The following is a 16,618-nucleotide window of genomic DNA, read 5'->3' on the forward strand; positions in this document are numbered from 1 at the left end:
ACCCCCACCGAGGTGACACCGTGCGCCACCGCATCCCCGCCGCACTGTTGCTCGTCCTGGCCGGGCTGGCCGTCCCCAGCCCGGCGCAGGCCGCCGGCAACACCCTCACCGTCGACGTCGGCACCGTCGTCCGCCCGGTCACGCACGTCGCGGCCGGCGGCCTCTACGCCGTCGACACCGGCACCAAACCGCCGCTGGAGCAGATGTATCCACTGCGGCTCAACCACCTCACCCAGCCGCCGCCCGGCGTACAGCAGCTCGGCAACGGCGCGACCACCCCGTGCTGCGACGGTCACCTGGCCGCCGGCAAGGTGACCAGCGCCGGTGCACAGCAGTTCTGGCGGCTGCCGGACATCTACAAGGACTTCCCGTACAAGTGGGTCAGCTGGACCGACTGGGAGTCGAAGGTCCGCACCATGGTCAACACCCGGCTGGCCGCCACCGGCACCACCAACGTCGACGGCTACGAGCTGTGGAACGAGCCGGACTGGACCTGGAACACCAGCGCCGCCGGCACGTTCAACGCCGGGTGGACCCGGACCCACCGGCTGATCCGCACCCTCGACACGGTCACCCCGATCGTCGGGCCCAGCCACTCGATCTACAACCACGACTGGATGGTCGGTTTCCTCACCAACGCCCGCGACACCGCCACCCTGCCGGACGTGATCGTCTGGCACGAGCTGGACAACGACTCGTACCTCAACGTCCAGGCGCACGTCGCCGACTACCGGGCCATCGAGAGCTCGCTGGGCATCTCGCCGCGGCCCATCTCGATCAACGAGTACGCCTCGCCGTCCCAGGTCGACATCCCGAGCGTGGCCGTGCACTACATGGCGGTCTTCGAACGGCACGGGATCCGGTCGGCCGAACGCGCCTACTGGTACGAGGCGGGCACCCTTGACGGTCTGCTCCACAACAACGCGCCGACCAGCTCGTACTGGACCTACAAGTGGTACGGCGACATGGCCGGCAACGTCGTGCGGACCACCCCCGGCTCCTGGCTGGAGGGTGTCGCCGCCTACGACAGCACCCGCAAGATCGTGAACGTGGTGTTCGGCGGCGACAGCGGGAACAACACCGTCCGGGTGACCGGGCTCGGCGCGCTCGGCTCGCAGGTCCGGGCCACCGTCGTACGTAGCGGCATCACCGGCCGGACCACCAACCAGTCGGCGCCGATCGCGGTGTCGTCGGCGACCTACCCGGTGTCCGGCGGGGCGATCAGCGTCCCGGTCACCGGCATGCACGCCTGGGACTCCTACCAGCTGCTGATCACCCCGACCAGCGGTGTCCCGACGTGGCAGCAGCGCTACGAGGCGGAGAACGCCACGGTCGTCAACGCGAACCGGTTCTCCTCCGGGTCGGCGTCGAGCGGCGGATACGTCGGGCAGATCGACGGCACGGCCAATCCGCGCAACCAGTCGTTCGTCGACTTCCTGGTCAACGTGCCGACGGCCCGCAGCTACACGATGACCATCGGATACGCCAACGCCAGCGGGGCCACCGCCACACACGGCCTGGCCTACAACGGCGGCGCCTGGCAGACGGTCAGCTACCCGCAGACCGCGGCGTGGGGCGTCTTCGGCTCCACCGTCAGCACCTCGGTGACCCTGAAGGCCGGCTGGAACATGATCCGGCTGGCCAAGGGCTCCCCGAACTTCGCGGGTGGCACCGGCTACGCCGAACTCGACTACATCAACCTCGCCTGATCAGTGCGTGGGGGCGCCGCTGTCCGCGACGCCCCCGCGCCGCTACTTCAGGGCGACTCCGTCACCGGTGGCGGAGACCGACGCGACAGATCCGTTTCCGGCGTACGACCAGCGCCAGTACCCGGCGGCGGTGGCCTTCGTGGTGGTCCGCAGGTAGCCGTACCCATCGGTCCAGACGGTTTTGATCGTGGTGTACGTGCTGCTCCCGGCCCGCCGGAACTGCAGGCGCACGGGCTGGCGGGCATAGCCGGTGAACGTGGTGGCGGCGTCGGTGGTGGCCCGGGTGAGGCGTCCGGTCACGGTGAGCCTGCCGCCCTTGCGGACCGGCTCGGGTGTCGCGTTCGCGGTCAGGCGCGCCACCTTGTAGAGGGTGACCGCGTCGCCGCCGGAGACCGCGGCGGCCGAGGTGCCGCTGCCGCCGAAGTACCAGCGCCAGGTGCCCGAGAGATTCGCCGGGGCAGCCGCCTTCAACGCCCCGCCGGCGCCCGAGGTGACCGTCTTGACGGTGGTGTACGCCGTACTGCCGGCCCGGGCGAACTGCAGTCGTACCGGCTGGCCGGCGTAACCGACCGTCATCTTGGTGCTGCCGTCGGCCAGCAGGTAGCTCCAGTCGGGCTGGGTGAGCGTGCCGGTGACCGTCAGGTTCGAGCCCTTGCGAGCCGGTTCCGGGGTGGCGTTCGCCGTGGTCAGCCAGGTCTGCTTGAACAGCCGGACCGGGGCCGCGGTGTGCCCGTAGAGGACGTACTGCTCGGAGTCCATGGTGTAGCCGGAGATGTGCAGCCACAGCGCCTGACCGGCCGAGTTGTCATGTAGGTCGTACTGGTGGATGACCGCGGTCCCGGAGCAGAGCTGCGTGGTGGCCGTCTTCGCCACGCAGCGCATGTTGTCACCGTCGTTGTCCGGAATCTCCTCGAGGAAGTCGAAGAACGACAGGTTGACGCTCTTGAGCTGGGCGTCGATCGTCTCGACACCGCCCGAGTCGTCGTAGATCTCGACCGTGACCGGGACGGTCGCGGTCGCCGACCCGCTGGCGCCCATGACGATCGGCCGGCCGTTGTTGATCGTCGTGCTGAGGATCTTCGTGTCGTGATAGTCGGCCCGCGCGGGCGCCGAGGCCATCAGCGCGGCGGCACACATCGGCACCGAGAGCGCGGCGAGCATCCTGGTTCGTGCGGCAGTCATCCCTGTCCCGAGCAGTCGATTGAAAGATCATCGAAGCACGGGACGATACCGTATCGACGGGGGTGCCGTCAGGGGCCGCCCGGCGGCCGCCCCGACATGACGAAAGCGGTGATCACCACGGGGTGATCACCGCTTTCGGTGGGCCGTCGTCAGTAGCCGTATCCGCCTCGGCTTTGTCGCTGGCGGTATCGGCGGCGCGGGTCGTTCATCATCTTGCGGGTCACCAGCAGGCCGCCGGCCAGGGCCGCGATCACGACCGCGCCCACCACCGGCAGGCTCACCGACGGGGTGCCGCCGGTGGCGGTGTCGGAGGCCGACAGCACCGGGTTCGCCGCGGCGGTGGTGGCGGTGGCGGCGTTCGGCGGCGGGGCGGTGGGCAGCGCCGCGAAGTCGACGATGCCACTGCTCTCCAGCAGGGTCAGGTGGGTCATCACGAACTGGTTGGCGCGCTGGGCCAGCTTGCGGACGGTGTCGTTGCGGGTGCTGGTCCGGATGGTGGCGATGGCCGGGAAGATCTTGCCGTGCGCGGCGCGGAGCCGGTCGATGTAGATCTGGTCGAACTCCTGGCCGACGGCGGCGTCCTCCATCTCCTGCAACCAGCCCTGCTGATCCTCGTTCGGCTCGTTCGGCAGCGTGATCTTCAGTTTCTTCGCCGCGTCCCGGGTCAGCTGGTCGAGAACCTTGTGCTGCTCGGCGATGTCCGCGCCGATGCCCTTGACCCGGTTGCTCCTCGACTTGTCCTGCGCCATGTCGCCGGCCGGGATCTCCCACAGACCGGCCAGCCGAACCTTGATCACGAAGTCCTTGTCGGCGGCGGCCAGCTTGCCCTCGCCGGTGTCGGGGACCAGGTTGGTCGGCGGGTCCGGCACGCCCGGCTCGACGGCCAGTGCCGCTTGCGGGCTGAACAGGACGAGAGCCAGTGCGGCTATGAGCAACGCGGTCACCCTGCGGGGCAACGCGAACATGCGGACGACGGCGAGCACGTGTGCCTCCATGGCCTGGGTGGAAAACCTGCACGGAAATTCCTGTATCCAAGACCACGTATCGGGGGGCCGATCGGATCAACTGAATTCATCGGATCTTCACAGGTATGGGAGCGCGCCCGTCCGGAACCCGTCAGCACCCGACCGTCCGGTGTGGAATCGTCGGGGGCATGGTGAAACTCGGCGTCAGCCTTCCCCAGTTCAGTCAGTTCGCCCCCGGTGCGGACGTGGTCACCGCGGCGCGGGCGATGGAGGAGATCGGCTACGACAGTCTGTGGGTCTTCGAGCGGGTTCTCGTGCCCGAGGACCAGAGTGGTGTGCACGGCCTCTACGGGGTGCCCGGGCTGGAGTGGCCGCAGATCTACCGCGGGGTGGCGGATGCCCTGGTCACGCTCAGTACGGCGGCGGCCGTGACGGAGCGGATCACCCTCGCCACCGGGGTGCTCGTGGTGCCGTTGCACCTGCCGCTGCGGCTGGCCCGGGAGCTGGCGACGCTCGACGCGTTCAGTGGTGGCCGGCTGGTCGCCGGGCTGGGCACGGGCTGGTCGCCGGACGAGTTCGCGGCCGGTGCGCCGGTGCCGCTGAGCGAGCGGGGCCGGGCGCTGGACGATTTCCTGGACATCGCGGCGGCGGTCTGGGGACCGAATCCGGTCGGTTACTCCACCAGGCGGTACGAGGTGGGCGCGGCCGACATCGGCCCGAAGCCGGCCGGCCGGATCCCGGTGCTGCTGGGCGCGAGTGCCGGCGCCGACCGGGCGCTGCGCCGGGTGGTCGAGCGGGCCGACGGCTGGGTGGCCAGCGGGGTCACGCCCGAGCAGGTGGCGGCGACGTTGGCCCGGCTGGGGGAGCTCGCCGCCGGATCCGGCCGGACCACGCCGATCGAGTGCGTCGTGCAGATCGGTGTGCTCGGGGTGACCGAGACGTCGGTGGAGCCGCGACAGCCGTTCACCGCGAGCATCGAGCAGTTGGTCGCCGATGTGGCGGCGTTCGCCGAGGCGGGCGCCGACCAGGTGTACCTGACACTCCCGGCCGGGATGCGCGACGTGAAGGAACTGATCGGCCGGGCCGGGGAGCTGTACGAGGCGGTGCGCGCCGCCGGGATCTGAACCGGTCGCGGCGCCGGCACCAGGGAGGAGTGCCGGCGCCGTCCGCGGTCAGTACACGTACGGCCAGGCCGAGGAGTCCCAGCCGAGCAGGTTGATGCCGAGCTTGGCCGCGCCCGACGCGTTGTAGTAGTGGTAGACGAGCACATCGGCGTCGGTGTCGGTGAAGACCGCCGGGTGGCCGGGCCCGTGGACCGCGTCGTGCGAGGCGAGGATCTCGGTGCCGCCGCCGGAGGTGGTGTAGGTGCCGGCCCGGTCCCGATACGGCCCGGTGATGCTGGTCGAGCGGGCCACCATGGTGCGGTAGGTACTGGACGCGCCCTGGCAGCAGAAGTCGAACGACATGAACAGGTAGTAGTAGCCGTTGCGGTAGTGGATGAACGGCGCCTCGACCGACTTGCTGTTCACGAACCGCTCGGCGATGTTGTACAGCGTGGAGTCGGCGCGCAGGCCGGTGCCCGAGTTCAGCTTGACCATCTTGATGCCGGACCAGAACGAGCCGAAGGTCAGCCACCACTCGCCGGACGGGGTGACCGTCAGGTTCGGGTCGATGGCGTTCCAGTTGCTGCTGGTGGTCGACTCGATCACCTTGCCGACGTGGGTCCACGAGCCGGACGCGCCGGTGGTGCTGGTGGCCAGGAAGATCGCCGACTTGCTGGAGCCGAACGTCGAGGCCGAGTAGTAGAGCCAGTACTTGCCGTTGCGGTAGGACAGGTCGGGCGCCCACAGGTTGGCGCTGCCGCCGGTGTAGGAGCTCGCCCAGGAGGTACCACTGGGGAACGCCTTGCCGGCGTCGGCGAACGCGGTACGGTCGGCGGACGTCTTGAGGGTGATGCCGTCGCCGGTGGTGGCCAGCAGGTAGCCGCCGGTCGGGCGCTTGACGATGGTCGGGTCGTGGGCGCCGGTCGAGCCGGTCACCACACCCGGGTTGGGGTAGGCGGCCGCGGCCGGCGCGGTGCCGGCCACGGTCAGGGCGAGGATGCCGGTCACACCGGCGACGAGCAGTCTGCGGATGCGCATGGGGATGTCACCTTCGGGGGGATGCGCGGTCCCGTTCGGGGAAACGGAGTCCGCGGCCGAAAGGGGCTTCGTACTCATCGGTGTCTATCCGATTACCGGTATGTTAACGATCACAAGGGGTTAGTCAAGAGTGGACGTCGAGCTGCTCATGATCGACTGTGGTGCGTTCACAGCGGTGACCCACTGCGGCCGCCCGAAAGACGCGCTGGCGGCCCGGTGTCCGGCCTGCCTCGCGGGGACAGCCACAGTGGCCCCGGTAGGCCGTACGAAAGAGGTAAAAAGGCGGACCGGGCGGCCGAAGATCCCTCGGACGGTTCGCACCGCGGGCCGCGGATCTCAGGAGTGGACATGGGCGCGGATCGGTGGTTCGGAGTGGGACGCAGCCTGGCGGCGGACCCCGCGACAGCCGGCGCCGAGGCCTGCCGGGAAGCCCTTGGCGGGCGCCGCGCCGGCCTGCTGATCGTCTTCGCGTCGCTGACGCACGCCACGATCGAGATGGCGCGGGCCGTGCACGCCGAAGCCGGCGGCGACGTCCTCATGATCGGCTGCTCGACGTCGGGTGAGTTCACCGCCGACGGCCGCGGCGCCGGAGTCGTCGTCAACGCCCTCGGCGGCTACCAGGCGTCCGTGCGCGCCGTCCCCCGCGACGTCGACGACCTCTACGAAGCCGGCATCCGCGCCGCCTCCTGCCTCGACGACGTCGACGCCGAGAACCGCGTGGTCCTGCTCCTCGGCGACGGCCGCAGCAGCGACCAGCAGGAGATGGTCCGCGGCGCCTACAGCGTCGCCGGCGCCCTGATTCCGCTGGTCGGCGGCTGCGCCGGCGACAACGTCACCCAGACCGGGACGTTCCACTTCTTCAGCGACGGTACGGACGTGCAGCTGCTGCCGAACGCGGTGCTCGGCGCGGCCCTCGGCTCACCGGCCCCGTTCGGCATCGGCATCGCCCACGGCTGGCGCAAGACGGGCGACCCGATGGTCGTCTCCCGCAGCGAGTCGGGCACCATCTTCGAACTCGACGGCGAACCCGCCCTCGACGTCTACCTGCGCCGCACCGGCGCCGACCCGGCGCTCGCCGACGACCCGGCCGCCTTCCTCAACTTCGCCACCATCCGGCCGCTCGGCCTGGCCCGCCGCACCGGCGAGGACATCCGGGTCATCTTCGCCGCCGACCCGGCCACCAGGTCCATCTCCGGGCTCGCCGACACGCCCGAGGGCGCGATGGTCTGGTTCATGGAGGCCGACCCCGACCGGATCGTCGACGCCGCCTCGGCCGCCGCCGTCGAAGCCACCACCGACCTTCCTTCCGAAGCCCTCGGACTTCTGGTCTTCGACTGCTGCGTACGGTCGATCGCGCTCGGCCCCGACGCGACCGACCTCGCCGCGTCCCGCCTGCACGACGCTCTCAAGCCGATCCCGTACGGCGGGTTCTACTCCAACGGCGAGATCGTCCGGAAGCCGCAGGCCAAGGGCATGCACCACCTGACCGTCGTCGCGCTCGCCTTCGGTTGAGGTCATGTCCGGCTGGTCCACCCTGCAACTCACCGAGTTCTTCAGCGCGATCACCCGCGCCGGAAGCGTGTCCACCGCGACCCGCCTCGCCGTCCAACGCGCCACCGAGGCCACCGACGCCGAGGTGGCCGCGGTTATCTGCGACGACGAGGTGCCCGCGTCGGTCGGCCTCGGCCGGTCGCCGTCGCCGACGCTGTTCACCAGCCTCGAAACCGGATGCGACGAGACGACCTTCCCCGGCGTCGGGACCATGCACGTCACCGTGCACGTCCTGGACCGGGACGCCCCCACCGCCGACCGCCTGGTCATCGCCCGTACCGACGAACCGTTCGCCGCCGAGGAACGGCAGATGCTGCAGGGCATGGCCCGGGTCCTCGGGCTGGCACTGCGCGGCCTGCGCACCCTGGAGGCGGAACGTGAGCTGCGCCGCACCCAGGAACGGGAGGCGGCCGCCCGGCAGGAGTTGGTGGAAGCCCTGGAACGCCGGGAACGTCTCCTGGAGACCCTGCTCAGCGTGCAGCGTTCGGCCGGGCAACGCCCCCTCGCCGAGGTCCTCGACATGATCACCTCGGGTACGGCCGGCCTGCTCGACGGGGTGACGGTGGCGCTGGTCCTGCGGGGCGCGGTCGCCTCGGTCAGCGGACCGTCGTGCGAGGGGCTGACCTTCGCCGCCGACCGCGCGGTGACCGCCGGAGCCCCGGTGACCTGCGATGATCTCGAGGCCGCGCCGGTGCACATCAACGGCGACGTGGCCGGCGCCCTGGTCATCGCCATGCCCACCGATGCCGTCCCGGTCTCGCCGTCGGTTGTCGTCCCCGCCGGTGCCGCTGCCGGTGCCGGTGCTGGCCCCGGTGTCGGTGCCGGTGTCGCTGCTGGTGCTGGCGTCGGTTTCACTGACGGCTTCGCTGTCGCTGTCGCTGTCGGTGCCGGCTCCGGGGTTCGGTCGGCTGAGCGGCGGGACGTGCTGGCCGCTTTCGCCGAACAGGCCAGCCTCGCCCTGACCGGTGCGCACACCCTCGCCGCCGTGCACGAGGCCCAACACGACCCGCTGACCCGCCTGCCCAACCGGGCCCTGTTCCTGCACCGCGTCGAGGAGACCATCACCGCGGGCGCGGCCGCCCTGCTCTACCTCGACCTGGACCTGTTCAAGCAGGTCAACGACACCCTCGGCCACGCCGCAGGCGACGAACTGCTGCGCGCCGTGGCGGGCCGCCTACGGGCCGCCATCCGCGACACCGACATGCCGGCCCGCCTCGGCGGCGACGAGTTCGCCGTACTGCTGGAGCCGCTCACCCACCGGGGCCAGGCCCGCGACATCGCCCAGCGGGTGATCGACTCGATCGCCCGCCCCTACGACATCGCCGGCCGCACCGTGACCACCCGCGCCAGCGTGGGCGTCGCCTACAGCGGAGGCCGCTCCGCCGAACGCCTCCTCGAGGAGGCCGACCTGGCCATGTACCGGGCGAAGAAGACCAGAAAGGGCACCTACCAGGAGTTCGAGCCGGAGATGCGACTCGAACTCCCACAGGCTGTCTGAGTCAGGGACCATCGGGTTCGGGCGGCAGCCGGAGCGCGAGATCGGCCCGGCCGAAGTCGGCGAGCGCCTTGTGCAGCAGACCCATCATCACCTCCTTGTGTTCCGGCCCGAGGCCGGCCAGGAACTCCCGGATGACGTTGGCGACCGCCAGAGTCGACGGCTGCGGCCCGGACTCCAGTATCTCCGCCACCCGATCGAAGCGTTCCTCGAGGACGGCGTCCAGTGCCTCCGGATGCTTGTCCAGCCAGTACGTACGGGCGACATCGGGCTTGGTGAAGATGTCGTCGCGCAGATGCCGGAGCCGATCCAGCTCCAAATGATCATTCAGTCGGCGTACCTCGAGGTCACGCCGGAGTCTCTCCCAATCGGCCGCCGCCTCCTGGACCGCCGCGTCGGCGCTCAGCCGGACGGTGGCCGTCAGGTGCCGCGCCTCCGAATCGGACGGTGGCACCGCTCGGCTGAGACGTGCGTTGACGGCGATCTGAGCGGTGTCGAGATGAGCGGCGCTGTGTCTCGCCGACTCCGGCCGCGCGTACCGAAGAACGGTGTGCCGCAGTTTCTCCCGGTCCAGTTCCTTTCGGGCGGCCGGCCCCAGCCACTGAACTGTGCAATCGGCCCGGAAGTAGTCGCCCTCGATGAGGCTCGGCAGGTCGAGGACGAAATCGTCCACGATTTCGACGAGCTGCGGGGATTGCGGACTCATCGGCGGGAACACGCGTTCAAACAGCGACGCCATCGTCGACTCCTCTGCGTCTCGGCACCGTCTCCCATTCGAGAGCGGTGATGCGTTCGAGCAGGCGACCGCGGAAGGCGGAGCGGAACGGCACACCGTCGTCCCCCTGCCAGTCACGGGTGAAGACATGGATGGAGGTGATCGTCAGGGCCGGTGCCGTGCCCGGGACCGCGCCGGCCAGTTCCTCGATCAGCCAGTCGGCCAGGACGGGATCGGCGGCGGCGATGTCGAGCCAGCCGTACAGGGTGTTGCGAAGTCGTTCGTCGCGATCCGGCTCCCGGAACAGGTTGCACAGCGCGGCACCCGGCTCCAGGGAGTTCTCCCGCGCGATTCGGATGGCGTCGGTGCCGGCGCGGGTGAAGGCCGTGAGACCCACGATGAACGCAGGGGAGTCCTGTTCGGTGAGCCAGGCGAACAGCCGGGCCAGTACCGCAGGCCGGATCGCCGGCCGTTCCCACAGCTTCAGGACGGCATCAACCAGGGCGCGCTCGCCGAGGCCGGTCTCCCGTTCGGCCAGATTCCGGATCCGGGTCAGTGCGAACTCGGGATAGACGTCAGCGAACGGCCCGGCACATACCTCGGCGACCACCTTGCAGAGGTGGTAGCTGCGAGATCCGGCCGCCCACCGATAGAGGCGGAGCCGTACCGGGGCACCGATCTCGGCACTGAGCGCGGCAGCGGTCAGCAGCAGCACCAGGACGGGCCGCAGGTGGAATCGCGGCGCCCACTGGTTCGTCAGCGGGATCAGGTACGAGATGTCACGGTGCCGGCGCATGATGCCGAGCACCGCGGTGGCGACGGCCTCGGCGACGATCGGTCTCCGGACCGGGAAGGTGGCGAGGCTGTCCCGGAACGCCTCATGGAAGGATGCGGCGCGGTCGGTCAGGAAGTGGTCGATCACCGCCGCGGCGTAGGCCGGTCGCCGGAACCGCAACCGACCGCTCGGGTCGGCGGGCTCCACGCCGATCCCGTCGGTGAGTTCCCGGACTCCCGGAGAGGTGATGTCGTGCCCCTGCGGGGCGACACCACCCAGGCCGTCGCGCAGCGCTTCGGCGAAGTCGAGGACGTTTGTCGCGGGCATGTTCTCCAACACCGCGACGGACAGCAGGAACAGTCGTCGGATCATCTCCGGGTTCGCTGGGAACCAGTTGGTCAGCTCGGTCTCCCACTGTTGGAAGCCGCCGCACACATCGTCGATGACCAGGTCCAGCCACCCGGGTGTGTCCGGGGTGCCGCCCTGAGTCCCGATGACACCTTCGATCAGGTCGGCCAGTCGCATCGCCTCTTGCGGTGCGGCCCGCCGGAGCAACTCCCGGATCCGGCCGTCGTCCAGCAGCGCCCGCAGGTTCCGGCCCGGAGCCCGCGACTGCAGTTCCTTGATGAGCACCGCCCGGCCGTCCGGAGCATGCACAGTCAGGACGTTGCCGGCCATGGTTCCGTCGAGCCGCTGCCAGTCCGCCGCCGTCACCACGATCACCAAGAACGACTCCCGCGCGGGCAACCCGGCGGTGTAATCGCTGAGCTGTTCGCTGAAGTCCGTGGCGGCCGGCTGCCCTTCGGGATAGATGAACAGGAAGCCGGTCCGGTGGCCGGCGGGCAGATCCGAGGCGGTGAACTGGGTCGGCTGAGCGGGGTCCCAAGCCGGAATCTCCTGGAGGGGGAGTCCAAGGCGGCCCAGTATCCCGATGGCCGCGGTGCGCCTACCACTGCGCGGCTCGCCGATGAGTACGAGGTGGTGGTGCCTGCGCAACACCTGCTCGGCGCCCGCCTCGTCGAGGGTCTGCCGGAAAGCGGTGAACCGTCTTCCCACCAGGGCGTTCAGGGTACGTGTGACACCGTCCGCGTCGAGTGACCGGGCGTTGCGCAGGCGTGTCAGCTTTTCGTTGAAGTGCTGGTGCATGCCTCCGTACACGGTCGAGGCGACCTGACCGCTGTTGTCCGGGGCATCGATCGGCTGAGGCTCCAGCTCCTCGACGTCGGTGGTCGACTGTTCCTCGGCGGGTTCCGGCACCGGCTCCGGTTCTTCGTCGGCGGCCATCATCGGTCCCGCGAGCCCTGGTGCATGCCGCCATGCACGGTCGCGGCGACCTGACCGCTGTTGTCCGGGGCGTGCACGACCGTGCCGGGTCCGGGCTGCCTGGCGGGTGCGGTGCCGGTACCGGACGGGGTGGAGGGCGGTGGGGTGAGGTCCGGGAGGCTGAGCAGGTTGCCGGACGGCTGCGGGACGTACAGCCAGGCACGTTGCTGGAACTGCTTACCCTCGACGACCGCGGGCACCTCGATCAAGTGATCCGGGTGCACCCCCGCGTAACCCTGGGCGACGACGTCCCCGTACACGCGGTCGGAGATGATCGCGGCCACGAAGGTCACCTGCGGGCTGGCCGCGGCGAGGATCGCCCGGACCGGTTTGGAGTCCAGCAGACGGTGGGTGTCGTTGCGAGCCACACCGTTTCCACCCAGGTACGGGTTCTCGTGCTCCTTGACCGGTCCGACGTTGAGGCTGACCCGCAGCCGGATCTGCGGCTCGGAGGCGCGCCGCTCGTGGTTGTGGGCGGACAGCATCCGCTGCAGTTCCGGCAACAGCGGGTGGAGGAGGTACGGCAGAACGCGAGTGGGCAGGCCGATCGCGAAGCCGTCGCCGGTCGACCCGAAGAACGACGGCTGGTCCCAGAGATCGGCTCGGCCGATGGCGTCGAACGCGTCCCGGACGAGTTGGGGGATCAGCCCGCTGATCGACTGGTGCAGGCGGCCCGGGGTCTTGGTGTAGTCCTTGGCGTCGACCGCGAGGACGGCCCGGTACGGCGGAAGGTCCTCGGAAGTCACGAACGGTGTGCCGGTTTCCGTGGTCATCGGTTCTCCTTGACGTGATGCGGAAGGACGACGTCATCGTGCGGAGAACCGGCGGCGGGGAACTGCCCGCTGGTGGGCACATCGGCAGTGATGGAAGTGACTGTCGGGTGTGCGTCAGAGCGCGGCGATCTCGCGCATCGCCGGCAGGTCGCAGATCTGGATCACGCCCCGACGAGTACGGATGACCGCAGCGACGCGCAGCGCGGTCAGCTCCTCGACCACGGCGTTGCGTGACGCGCCGACGTAGAGGGCGACGTCCTGTTGTGACATCCGCACCGCGGTCCCGTCGGCGACGCGCAGCAGGGCGCGGGCAAGCCTGGTGCGAACCGGCAAGAGAGTGATCTCGCTGCGCTGGATGTCGGCCTGACGCAGTCGTTCGACGGTGTAGACGGCGTATCCGGCGGCGACATGTGGCCGGCTAAGGAAGGCCCGGAAGTCGGCGGCCGTCACGAGTTGCGCCCGCACCCGGTTCATCGCGATCACGGTGGCCGACCGGAATCCGCGGTCGAACGCCGCCATGTCGCCGAGCACGTCACCGGCGCCACGCAGAGTCAGGATGGTCTGTCGGCCGTCGTGCTCGGTACGGATGACTTTGACGGTTCCCTCGCGGATCGCATAGACATGCCGACCGGCGTCGCCTTGCAGGAAGAGGACCTGCCGGCTCAGGAAATGCACCGGAACGCCGAGCGACAGCAGGTCGGCCCACGCCGGTTCGGGGAGGTGGTCGCTGAGGCGCCTGCTCACGAAGTCCCCGAAACCCGACACGCACTCAAGGTAGTCGATCGAATACCGAAAGCAACGCCTGTGGTGTGTGCCGGGATCGTCTCGGTCAGCGGGCGTGGTGTCCGTTCAGCCGGTGAGCGCGGAAGAAGCGCCAGATGATCGGGGTCGCGTCGAGCACGCTCGGTACGTCCGAGTCCAGGTTCGGGGTGGTGCTCGGCCAGTCGTGGCCCAGGCCGTCGATCCGGAGGTGCTCCACCGCCGCGGCGCAGTGCTTCCACGTGTAGCGGGTCACCGTGGCGATCGGCGTCGAGGTCACCGGGGTGGCGGCGCACCCGTTGCGGCTCGCCCAGCCGGCCAGCCAGGTCGGGATCGGGGGCAGGCTCTTCGCGGTGCTGCCGTCGTACGGGATCGTGGTGTCGGCCGAACCGTGGATCTCCAGGACCGGGACCGGCCGGCGTGGCTCGCAGACACCGCCCTGCGGATAGAAAGCGCCACTGACCTGCGCCGACGCGGCGATCCGGCCGGACAGGCGGCAGGCCAGCACGCCCGCGAAGCCGCCGCCGTTCGACTTGCCGGAGACGTAGATCCGGGCCGGGTCGACACACAGCCGGCGCTGGAGTTGGTTCAACAGGTCGCTGGTGAAAAGCACATCGTCCACACCCGACGAGTATGGCGCGCCCTGGAACGACGGCTCACCGTCGTTGCCGATCGTGCCCTGCGGGTAGGCGACGATCGCGTCCAGCCGGTCCATCCGGGTCAGTTCCCGCTGGTACTCGCTGGTGCGGGTGCGCCCGTGGAAGGCCAGCACGACGGGGGTCGGCGTCCACCTGTGGTAGCCGGACGGGAGGTGCAGCAGATAGGTGCGGGTGATGCCGCCACTCACCACCGTCTGGGTGGTCGTGGCCGCCGGGGCCTTCGTGCCGCAGCCGGTGGTCGGGACCGGCCGGTCGACGACACCGCGGTGCGCCGCCGAGGCGGGCTGACCCGCGACGACGGTCAGCAACATCAGGACGGCGGCCGGAATGGCGACTCTTCGTCCGAACATGGGCGGTGGTCTCCTCTCTCGATGTGGCGCCCATCACTGTGCTCGGCCTCTGATCGAAGACCGCCGTTGTGTTCATTCTGTCGGGGTTCCGGAACTCTGCCGTACGCAGAAATGTTTTGACCTGATCTGAGCCGGTGGAAGGCTCGGACGGTGACCACGTTCGCGTTGCAGGCGCAGCCTGCCGATGCCGCCTCCTGGCTGGCGCTCGCCCGCCGCGCCGAAGCCGCCGGATTCGACACCCTGCAGGCCGCCGACCATCCCGGATCGTGCGCCGCCCCCTACGTCGCCCTCGCCGCGGCGGCCGCCGTGACCAGCCGCATCACCCTCGGCGCCTACGTCGCGAACGCCGGCATCCGCGAACCGCTCCTGCTCGCCGCCGACATCGCCACGCTCGACGTCGTCTCCGGCGGACGCGCCCGTGCCGGCCTCGGCGCCGGCCACACCCCCGCCGAATGGCTCGCCGTCGGCCGCGAACGCCCGGATGTCCAGGCCCGCGTCGACCGCTGCCTGGCCGTCGCCGCAGCGGTCCGCGCCCTGCTCGACGGCGAGACCGTCACCGTGCACACCCCGCAACTCGACGTCCAGGACGCGCGACTCGACAAACCACGGCCGGTCCAGGACCGGGTCCCGCTGCTGCTCGGCACGTCGAACGCCCGGATGCTGCGCTGGGCCGGCGCGCACGCCGACATCATCGGCATGTCCGGGCTCGGCCGCACCCTCGCCGACGGCCATCAGCACGACGTCCGCTGGCGCCCCGATCAGATCGACGCCCAGATCGAGCAGGTCCGGCAGGGTGTCGAGGGGCGTGACTCGCCGCCTCCGGCGCTGGAGGCGCTGGTCCAGGTCATGACCATCACCGACGATGCGGAATCGGTCGCGACTCCGCTCGCTTCTGAGTTCGGCATGTCCGTTTCTGATCTGCTGGCCGCCCCGTACGTCCTGATCGGTACCGCGGCCGAGATCCGGGCGAGTATCGAGCGTCACGAGAAGCGCTGGGGGATCACCCGCTACGCGGTCCGGACCCCCGCCTTCGAGGCCGTCGAAGCCCTCGGCCTGCTCTGACGCCTTCCCTCCCGCTTTCGCGCGCCCGTTCCGCTTCGCGGTCCGGTCCGCTTTCGCGTGCCTGTTCTGTTTCGCGGTCCGGTCCGCTTCTCGCGGACCTCTCCGCCAACGCCAGGTCCGATTTTCGCTAGCGCCCGGCCGCGAGACACGCTTGGCTTCCCTTCATGACCCCCGATTCGGTACGGCCATCGCGCGCCGCCATCACCGCGGCGACGGTCACGGTCGTCCTGTGGGCGTCCGCGTTCGTCGGTATCCGCGCCGCGGCCCCGCACTTCTCCCCGGGTTCGCTGGCGCTGGGGCGGCTGCTCGCCGGAGCCGTCACCCTGCTGATCTTCCTGGCGATCAGCCGGCAGGGCCTCCCGCCGCGCGCCGCCTGGCCGGGAATCATCATCTCCGGGGTGATCTGGTTCGGTCTCTACATGGTCGCCCTCAACTGGGGCGAACAGCTGGTGGACGCCGGCACCGCCGCGATGCTCGTCAACGTCGGCCCGGCGATCATGGCCCTGCTCGCCGGCTGGTTGCTGCACGAGGGCTTCCCGCCGCGCCTGCTCGCCGGAATCGTCGTCTCGTTCATCGGCACGATCGTGGTCGGCTTCTCGATGTCCGGCGGCGGCCGCACGTCGATCCTCGGCGTCGTGTTGTGTCTGGTGGCGGCGGTCACCTACGCCGCCGGAGTGGTCGCCCAGAAGCCCGCCCTGAAACACGCCACCGCCCTGCAGGCCACCACGTTCGGCTGTGTGATCGGCGCGCTCGCCTGCCTCCCGTTCGCCGGCCGGTTGATCTCGGACGTGGCCGCCGCCCCGCTGTCGGCCACCCTGAACGTCGTCTACCTGGGCGTCTTCCCGACCGCGATAGCGTTCACCACCTGGGCGTACGCGCTGGCCCGCACGACCGCCGGCAAGATGGGCTCCACGACATACGCGGTCCCGGCCGTAGTGGTCCTGCTGTCCTGGCTGATCCTGGGCGAGGTCCCCGGCTGGCTGACCCTGCTGGGCGGAGCCCTGTGCCTGGCCGGCGTGGCCGTCTCCCGCAGCCGCCCCACCCCCGCCCCGGTCACCTCCCGCTAGCCGGTGCCTCCCGCGGGCGGGTGCCTCCCACCGCCGGTTCCTCCTCCCATAGGCGGGTCCGCCCCACCCCACCGCCGGTCCCTCCCACGGGC

14 protein-coding genes are annotated in these 16,618 nt (G+C 70.1%); 6 read left to right on the forward strand and 8 right to left on the reverse strand.

Features of this window, described 5'->3' with window-relative positions; translation table 11 throughout:
* The first annotated feature begins 20 nt into the window (after positions 1-20).
* The gene (locus Q0Z83_RS54560) at positions 21-1,709 is read left to right on the forward strand and encodes a carbohydrate-binding protein (RefSeq protein WP_317791439.1); all 1,689 of its coding nucleotides are present in this window, start codon (positions 21-23) and stop codon (positions 1,707-1,709) included.
* Positions 1,710-1,751: 42 nt separating this feature from the next.
* Here Q0Z83_RS54560 and Q0Z83_RS54565 read toward each other — a convergent pair whose 3' ends face one another.
* Both Q0Z83_RS54565 and Q0Z83_RS54570 read right to left on the reverse strand, forming a co-directional pair.
* A complete protein-coding gene (locus Q0Z83_RS54565) occupies positions 1,752-2,891 on the reverse strand; it encodes a hypothetical protein (RefSeq protein ID WP_317791440.1) in 1,140 nt (379 codons plus the stop codon).
* 149 nt (positions 2,892-3,040) lie between these two features.
* Positions 3,041-3,874 (reverse strand): DUF4142 domain-containing protein, encoded by an 834-nt coding sequence (locus Q0Z83_RS54570; RefSeq protein ID WP_317791441.1) that lies wholly within the window; start codon positions 3,872-3,874, stop codon positions 3,041-3,043.
* A gap of 170 nt (positions 3,875-4,044) precedes the next feature.
* Between Q0Z83_RS54570 and Q0Z83_RS54575 the strand changes: the two genes are divergently transcribed.
* Positions 4,045-4,980, forward strand: a complete 936-nt coding sequence (locus Q0Z83_RS54575; protein ID WP_317791442.1) for a TIGR03619 family F420-dependent LLM class oxidoreductase — start codon at positions 4,045-4,047, stop codon at positions 4,978-4,980.
* A gap of 48 nt (positions 4,981-5,028) precedes the next feature.
* Here the strand turns inward: Q0Z83_RS54575 and Q0Z83_RS54580 are convergent, their stop codons facing one another.
* On the reverse strand, positions 5,029-5,997 hold the full coding sequence (locus Q0Z83_RS54580) for an arabinan endo-1,5-alpha-L-arabinosidase (protein ID WP_317791443.1): 969 nt from the start codon (positions 5,995-5,997) through the stop codon (positions 5,029-5,031).
* A 348-nt stretch (positions 5,998-6,345) separates the two neighbouring features.
* Between Q0Z83_RS54580 and Q0Z83_RS54585 the strand changes: the two genes are divergently transcribed.
* A complete protein-coding gene (locus Q0Z83_RS54585; RefSeq protein ID WP_317791444.1) occupies positions 6,346-7,509 on the forward strand; it encodes an FIST signal transduction protein in 1,164 nt (387 codons plus the stop codon).
* A gap of 4 nt (positions 7,510-7,513) precedes the next feature.
* The gene (locus tag Q0Z83_RS54590) at positions 7,514-9,046 is read left to right on the forward strand and encodes a GGDEF domain-containing protein (protein WP_317791445.1); all 1,533 of its coding nucleotides are present in this window, start codon (positions 7,514-7,516) and stop codon (positions 9,044-9,046) included.
* A gap of 1 nt (position 9,047) precedes the next feature.
* On the opposite strand, the gene Q0Z83_RS54595 is transcribed toward Q0Z83_RS54590, so the two are convergent.
* The 5 genes from Q0Z83_RS54595 to Q0Z83_RS54615 all read right to left on the reverse strand — a co-directional run bounded on the left by Q0Z83_RS54595 (position 9,048) and on the right by Q0Z83_RS54615 (position 14,397).
* The gene (locus Q0Z83_RS54595; protein WP_317791446.1) at positions 9,048-9,782 is read right to left on the reverse strand and encodes a hypothetical protein; all 735 of its coding nucleotides are present in this window, start codon (positions 9,780-9,782) and stop codon (positions 9,048-9,050) included.
* Positions 9,766-11,817: a hypothetical protein gene (locus tag Q0Z83_RS54600; protein ID WP_317791447.1), complete on the reverse strand. Its 2,052-nt coding sequence runs from the start codon at positions 11,815-11,817 to the stop codon at positions 9,766-9,768. Before Q0Z83_RS54600 ends, Q0Z83_RS54595 begins: the two co-directional genes overlap by 17 nt.
* Positions 11,817-12,629 (reverse strand): hypothetical protein, encoded by an 813-nt coding sequence (locus Q0Z83_RS54605; RefSeq protein WP_317791448.1) that lies wholly within the window; start codon positions 12,627-12,629, stop codon positions 11,817-11,819. The genes Q0Z83_RS54600 and Q0Z83_RS54605 overlap by 1 nt, the downstream gene beginning before the upstream one ends.
* A gap of 114 nt (positions 12,630-12,743) precedes the next feature.
* Complete coding sequence (locus tag Q0Z83_RS54610; RefSeq protein ID WP_317791449.1) at positions 12,744-13,394, reverse strand: Crp/Fnr family transcriptional regulator; 651 nt, start codon at positions 13,392-13,394, stop codon at positions 12,744-12,746.
* Positions 13,395-13,458: 64 nt separating this feature from the next.
* Entirely contained in the window at positions 13,459-14,397 is a 939-nt protein-coding gene (locus tag Q0Z83_RS54615) for an alpha/beta hydrolase family esterase (protein WP_317791450.1), read from the reverse strand.
* Between the two features lie 150 nt (positions 14,398-14,547).
* On the opposite strand from Q0Z83_RS54615, the gene Q0Z83_RS54620 reads away from it, so the two are divergent.
* Positions 14,548-15,459: an LLM class flavin-dependent oxidoreductase gene (locus tag Q0Z83_RS54620; protein ID WP_317791451.1), complete on the forward strand. Its 912-nt coding sequence runs from the start codon at positions 14,548-14,550 to the stop codon at positions 15,457-15,459.
* A 164-nt stretch (positions 15,460-15,623) separates the two neighbouring features.
* Positions 15,624-16,526 carry a DMT family transporter gene (locus tag Q0Z83_RS54625; protein ID WP_317791452.1) on the forward strand — a complete coding sequence of 301 codons (903 nt, stop codon included), beginning with the start codon at positions 15,624-15,626 and terminating at the stop codon, positions 16,524-16,526.
* The last annotated feature ends 92 nt before the right edge of the window (positions 16,527-16,618 follow it).

Source organism: Actinoplanes sichuanensis (assembly GCF_033097365.1).
Taxonomy (GTDB): Bacteria; Actinomycetota; Actinomycetes; order Mycobacteriales; family Micromonosporaceae; genus Actinoplanes; species Actinoplanes sichuanensis.

Coding starts and splice junctions, on each gene's coding strand:
- Q0Z83_RS54565 (WP_317791440.1), bottom strand. CDS start 2,891: ATGACTGCCGCACGAACCAGGATGCTCGCCGCGCTCTCGGTGCCGATG.
- Q0Z83_RS54575 (WP_317791442.1), top strand. CDS start 4,045: ATGGTGAAACTCGGCGTCAGCCTTCCCCAGTTCAGTCAGTTCGCCCCC.
- Q0Z83_RS54580 (WP_317791443.1), bottom strand. CDS start 5,997: ATGCGCATCCGCAGACTGCTCGTCGCCGGTGTGACCGGCATCCTCGCC.
- Q0Z83_RS54585 (WP_317791444.1), top strand. CDS start 6,346: ATGGGCGCGGATCGGTGGTTCGGAGTGGGACGCAGCCTGGCGGCGGAC.
- Q0Z83_RS54590 (WP_317791445.1), top strand. CDS start 7,514: ATGTCCGGCTGGTCCACCCTGCAACTCACCGAGTTCTTCAGCGCGATC.
- Q0Z83_RS54595 (WP_317791446.1), bottom strand. CDS start 9,782: ATGGCGTCGCTGTTTGAACGCGTGTTCCCGCCGATGAGTCCGCAATCC.
- Q0Z83_RS54600 (WP_317791447.1), bottom strand. CDS start 11,817: ATGGCCGCCGACGAAGAACCGGAGCCGGTGCCGGAACCCGCCGAGGAA.
- Q0Z83_RS54605 (WP_317791448.1), bottom strand. CDS start 12,629: ATGACCACGGAAACCGGCACACCGTTCGTGACTTCCGAGGACCTTCCG.
- Q0Z83_RS54615 (WP_317791450.1), bottom strand. CDS start 14,397: ATGTTCGGACGAAGAGTCGCCATTCCGGCCGCCGTCCTGATGTTGCTG.
- Q0Z83_RS54625 (WP_317791452.1), top strand. CDS start 15,624: ATGACCCCCGATTCGGTACGGCCATCGCGCGCCGCCATCACCGCGGCG.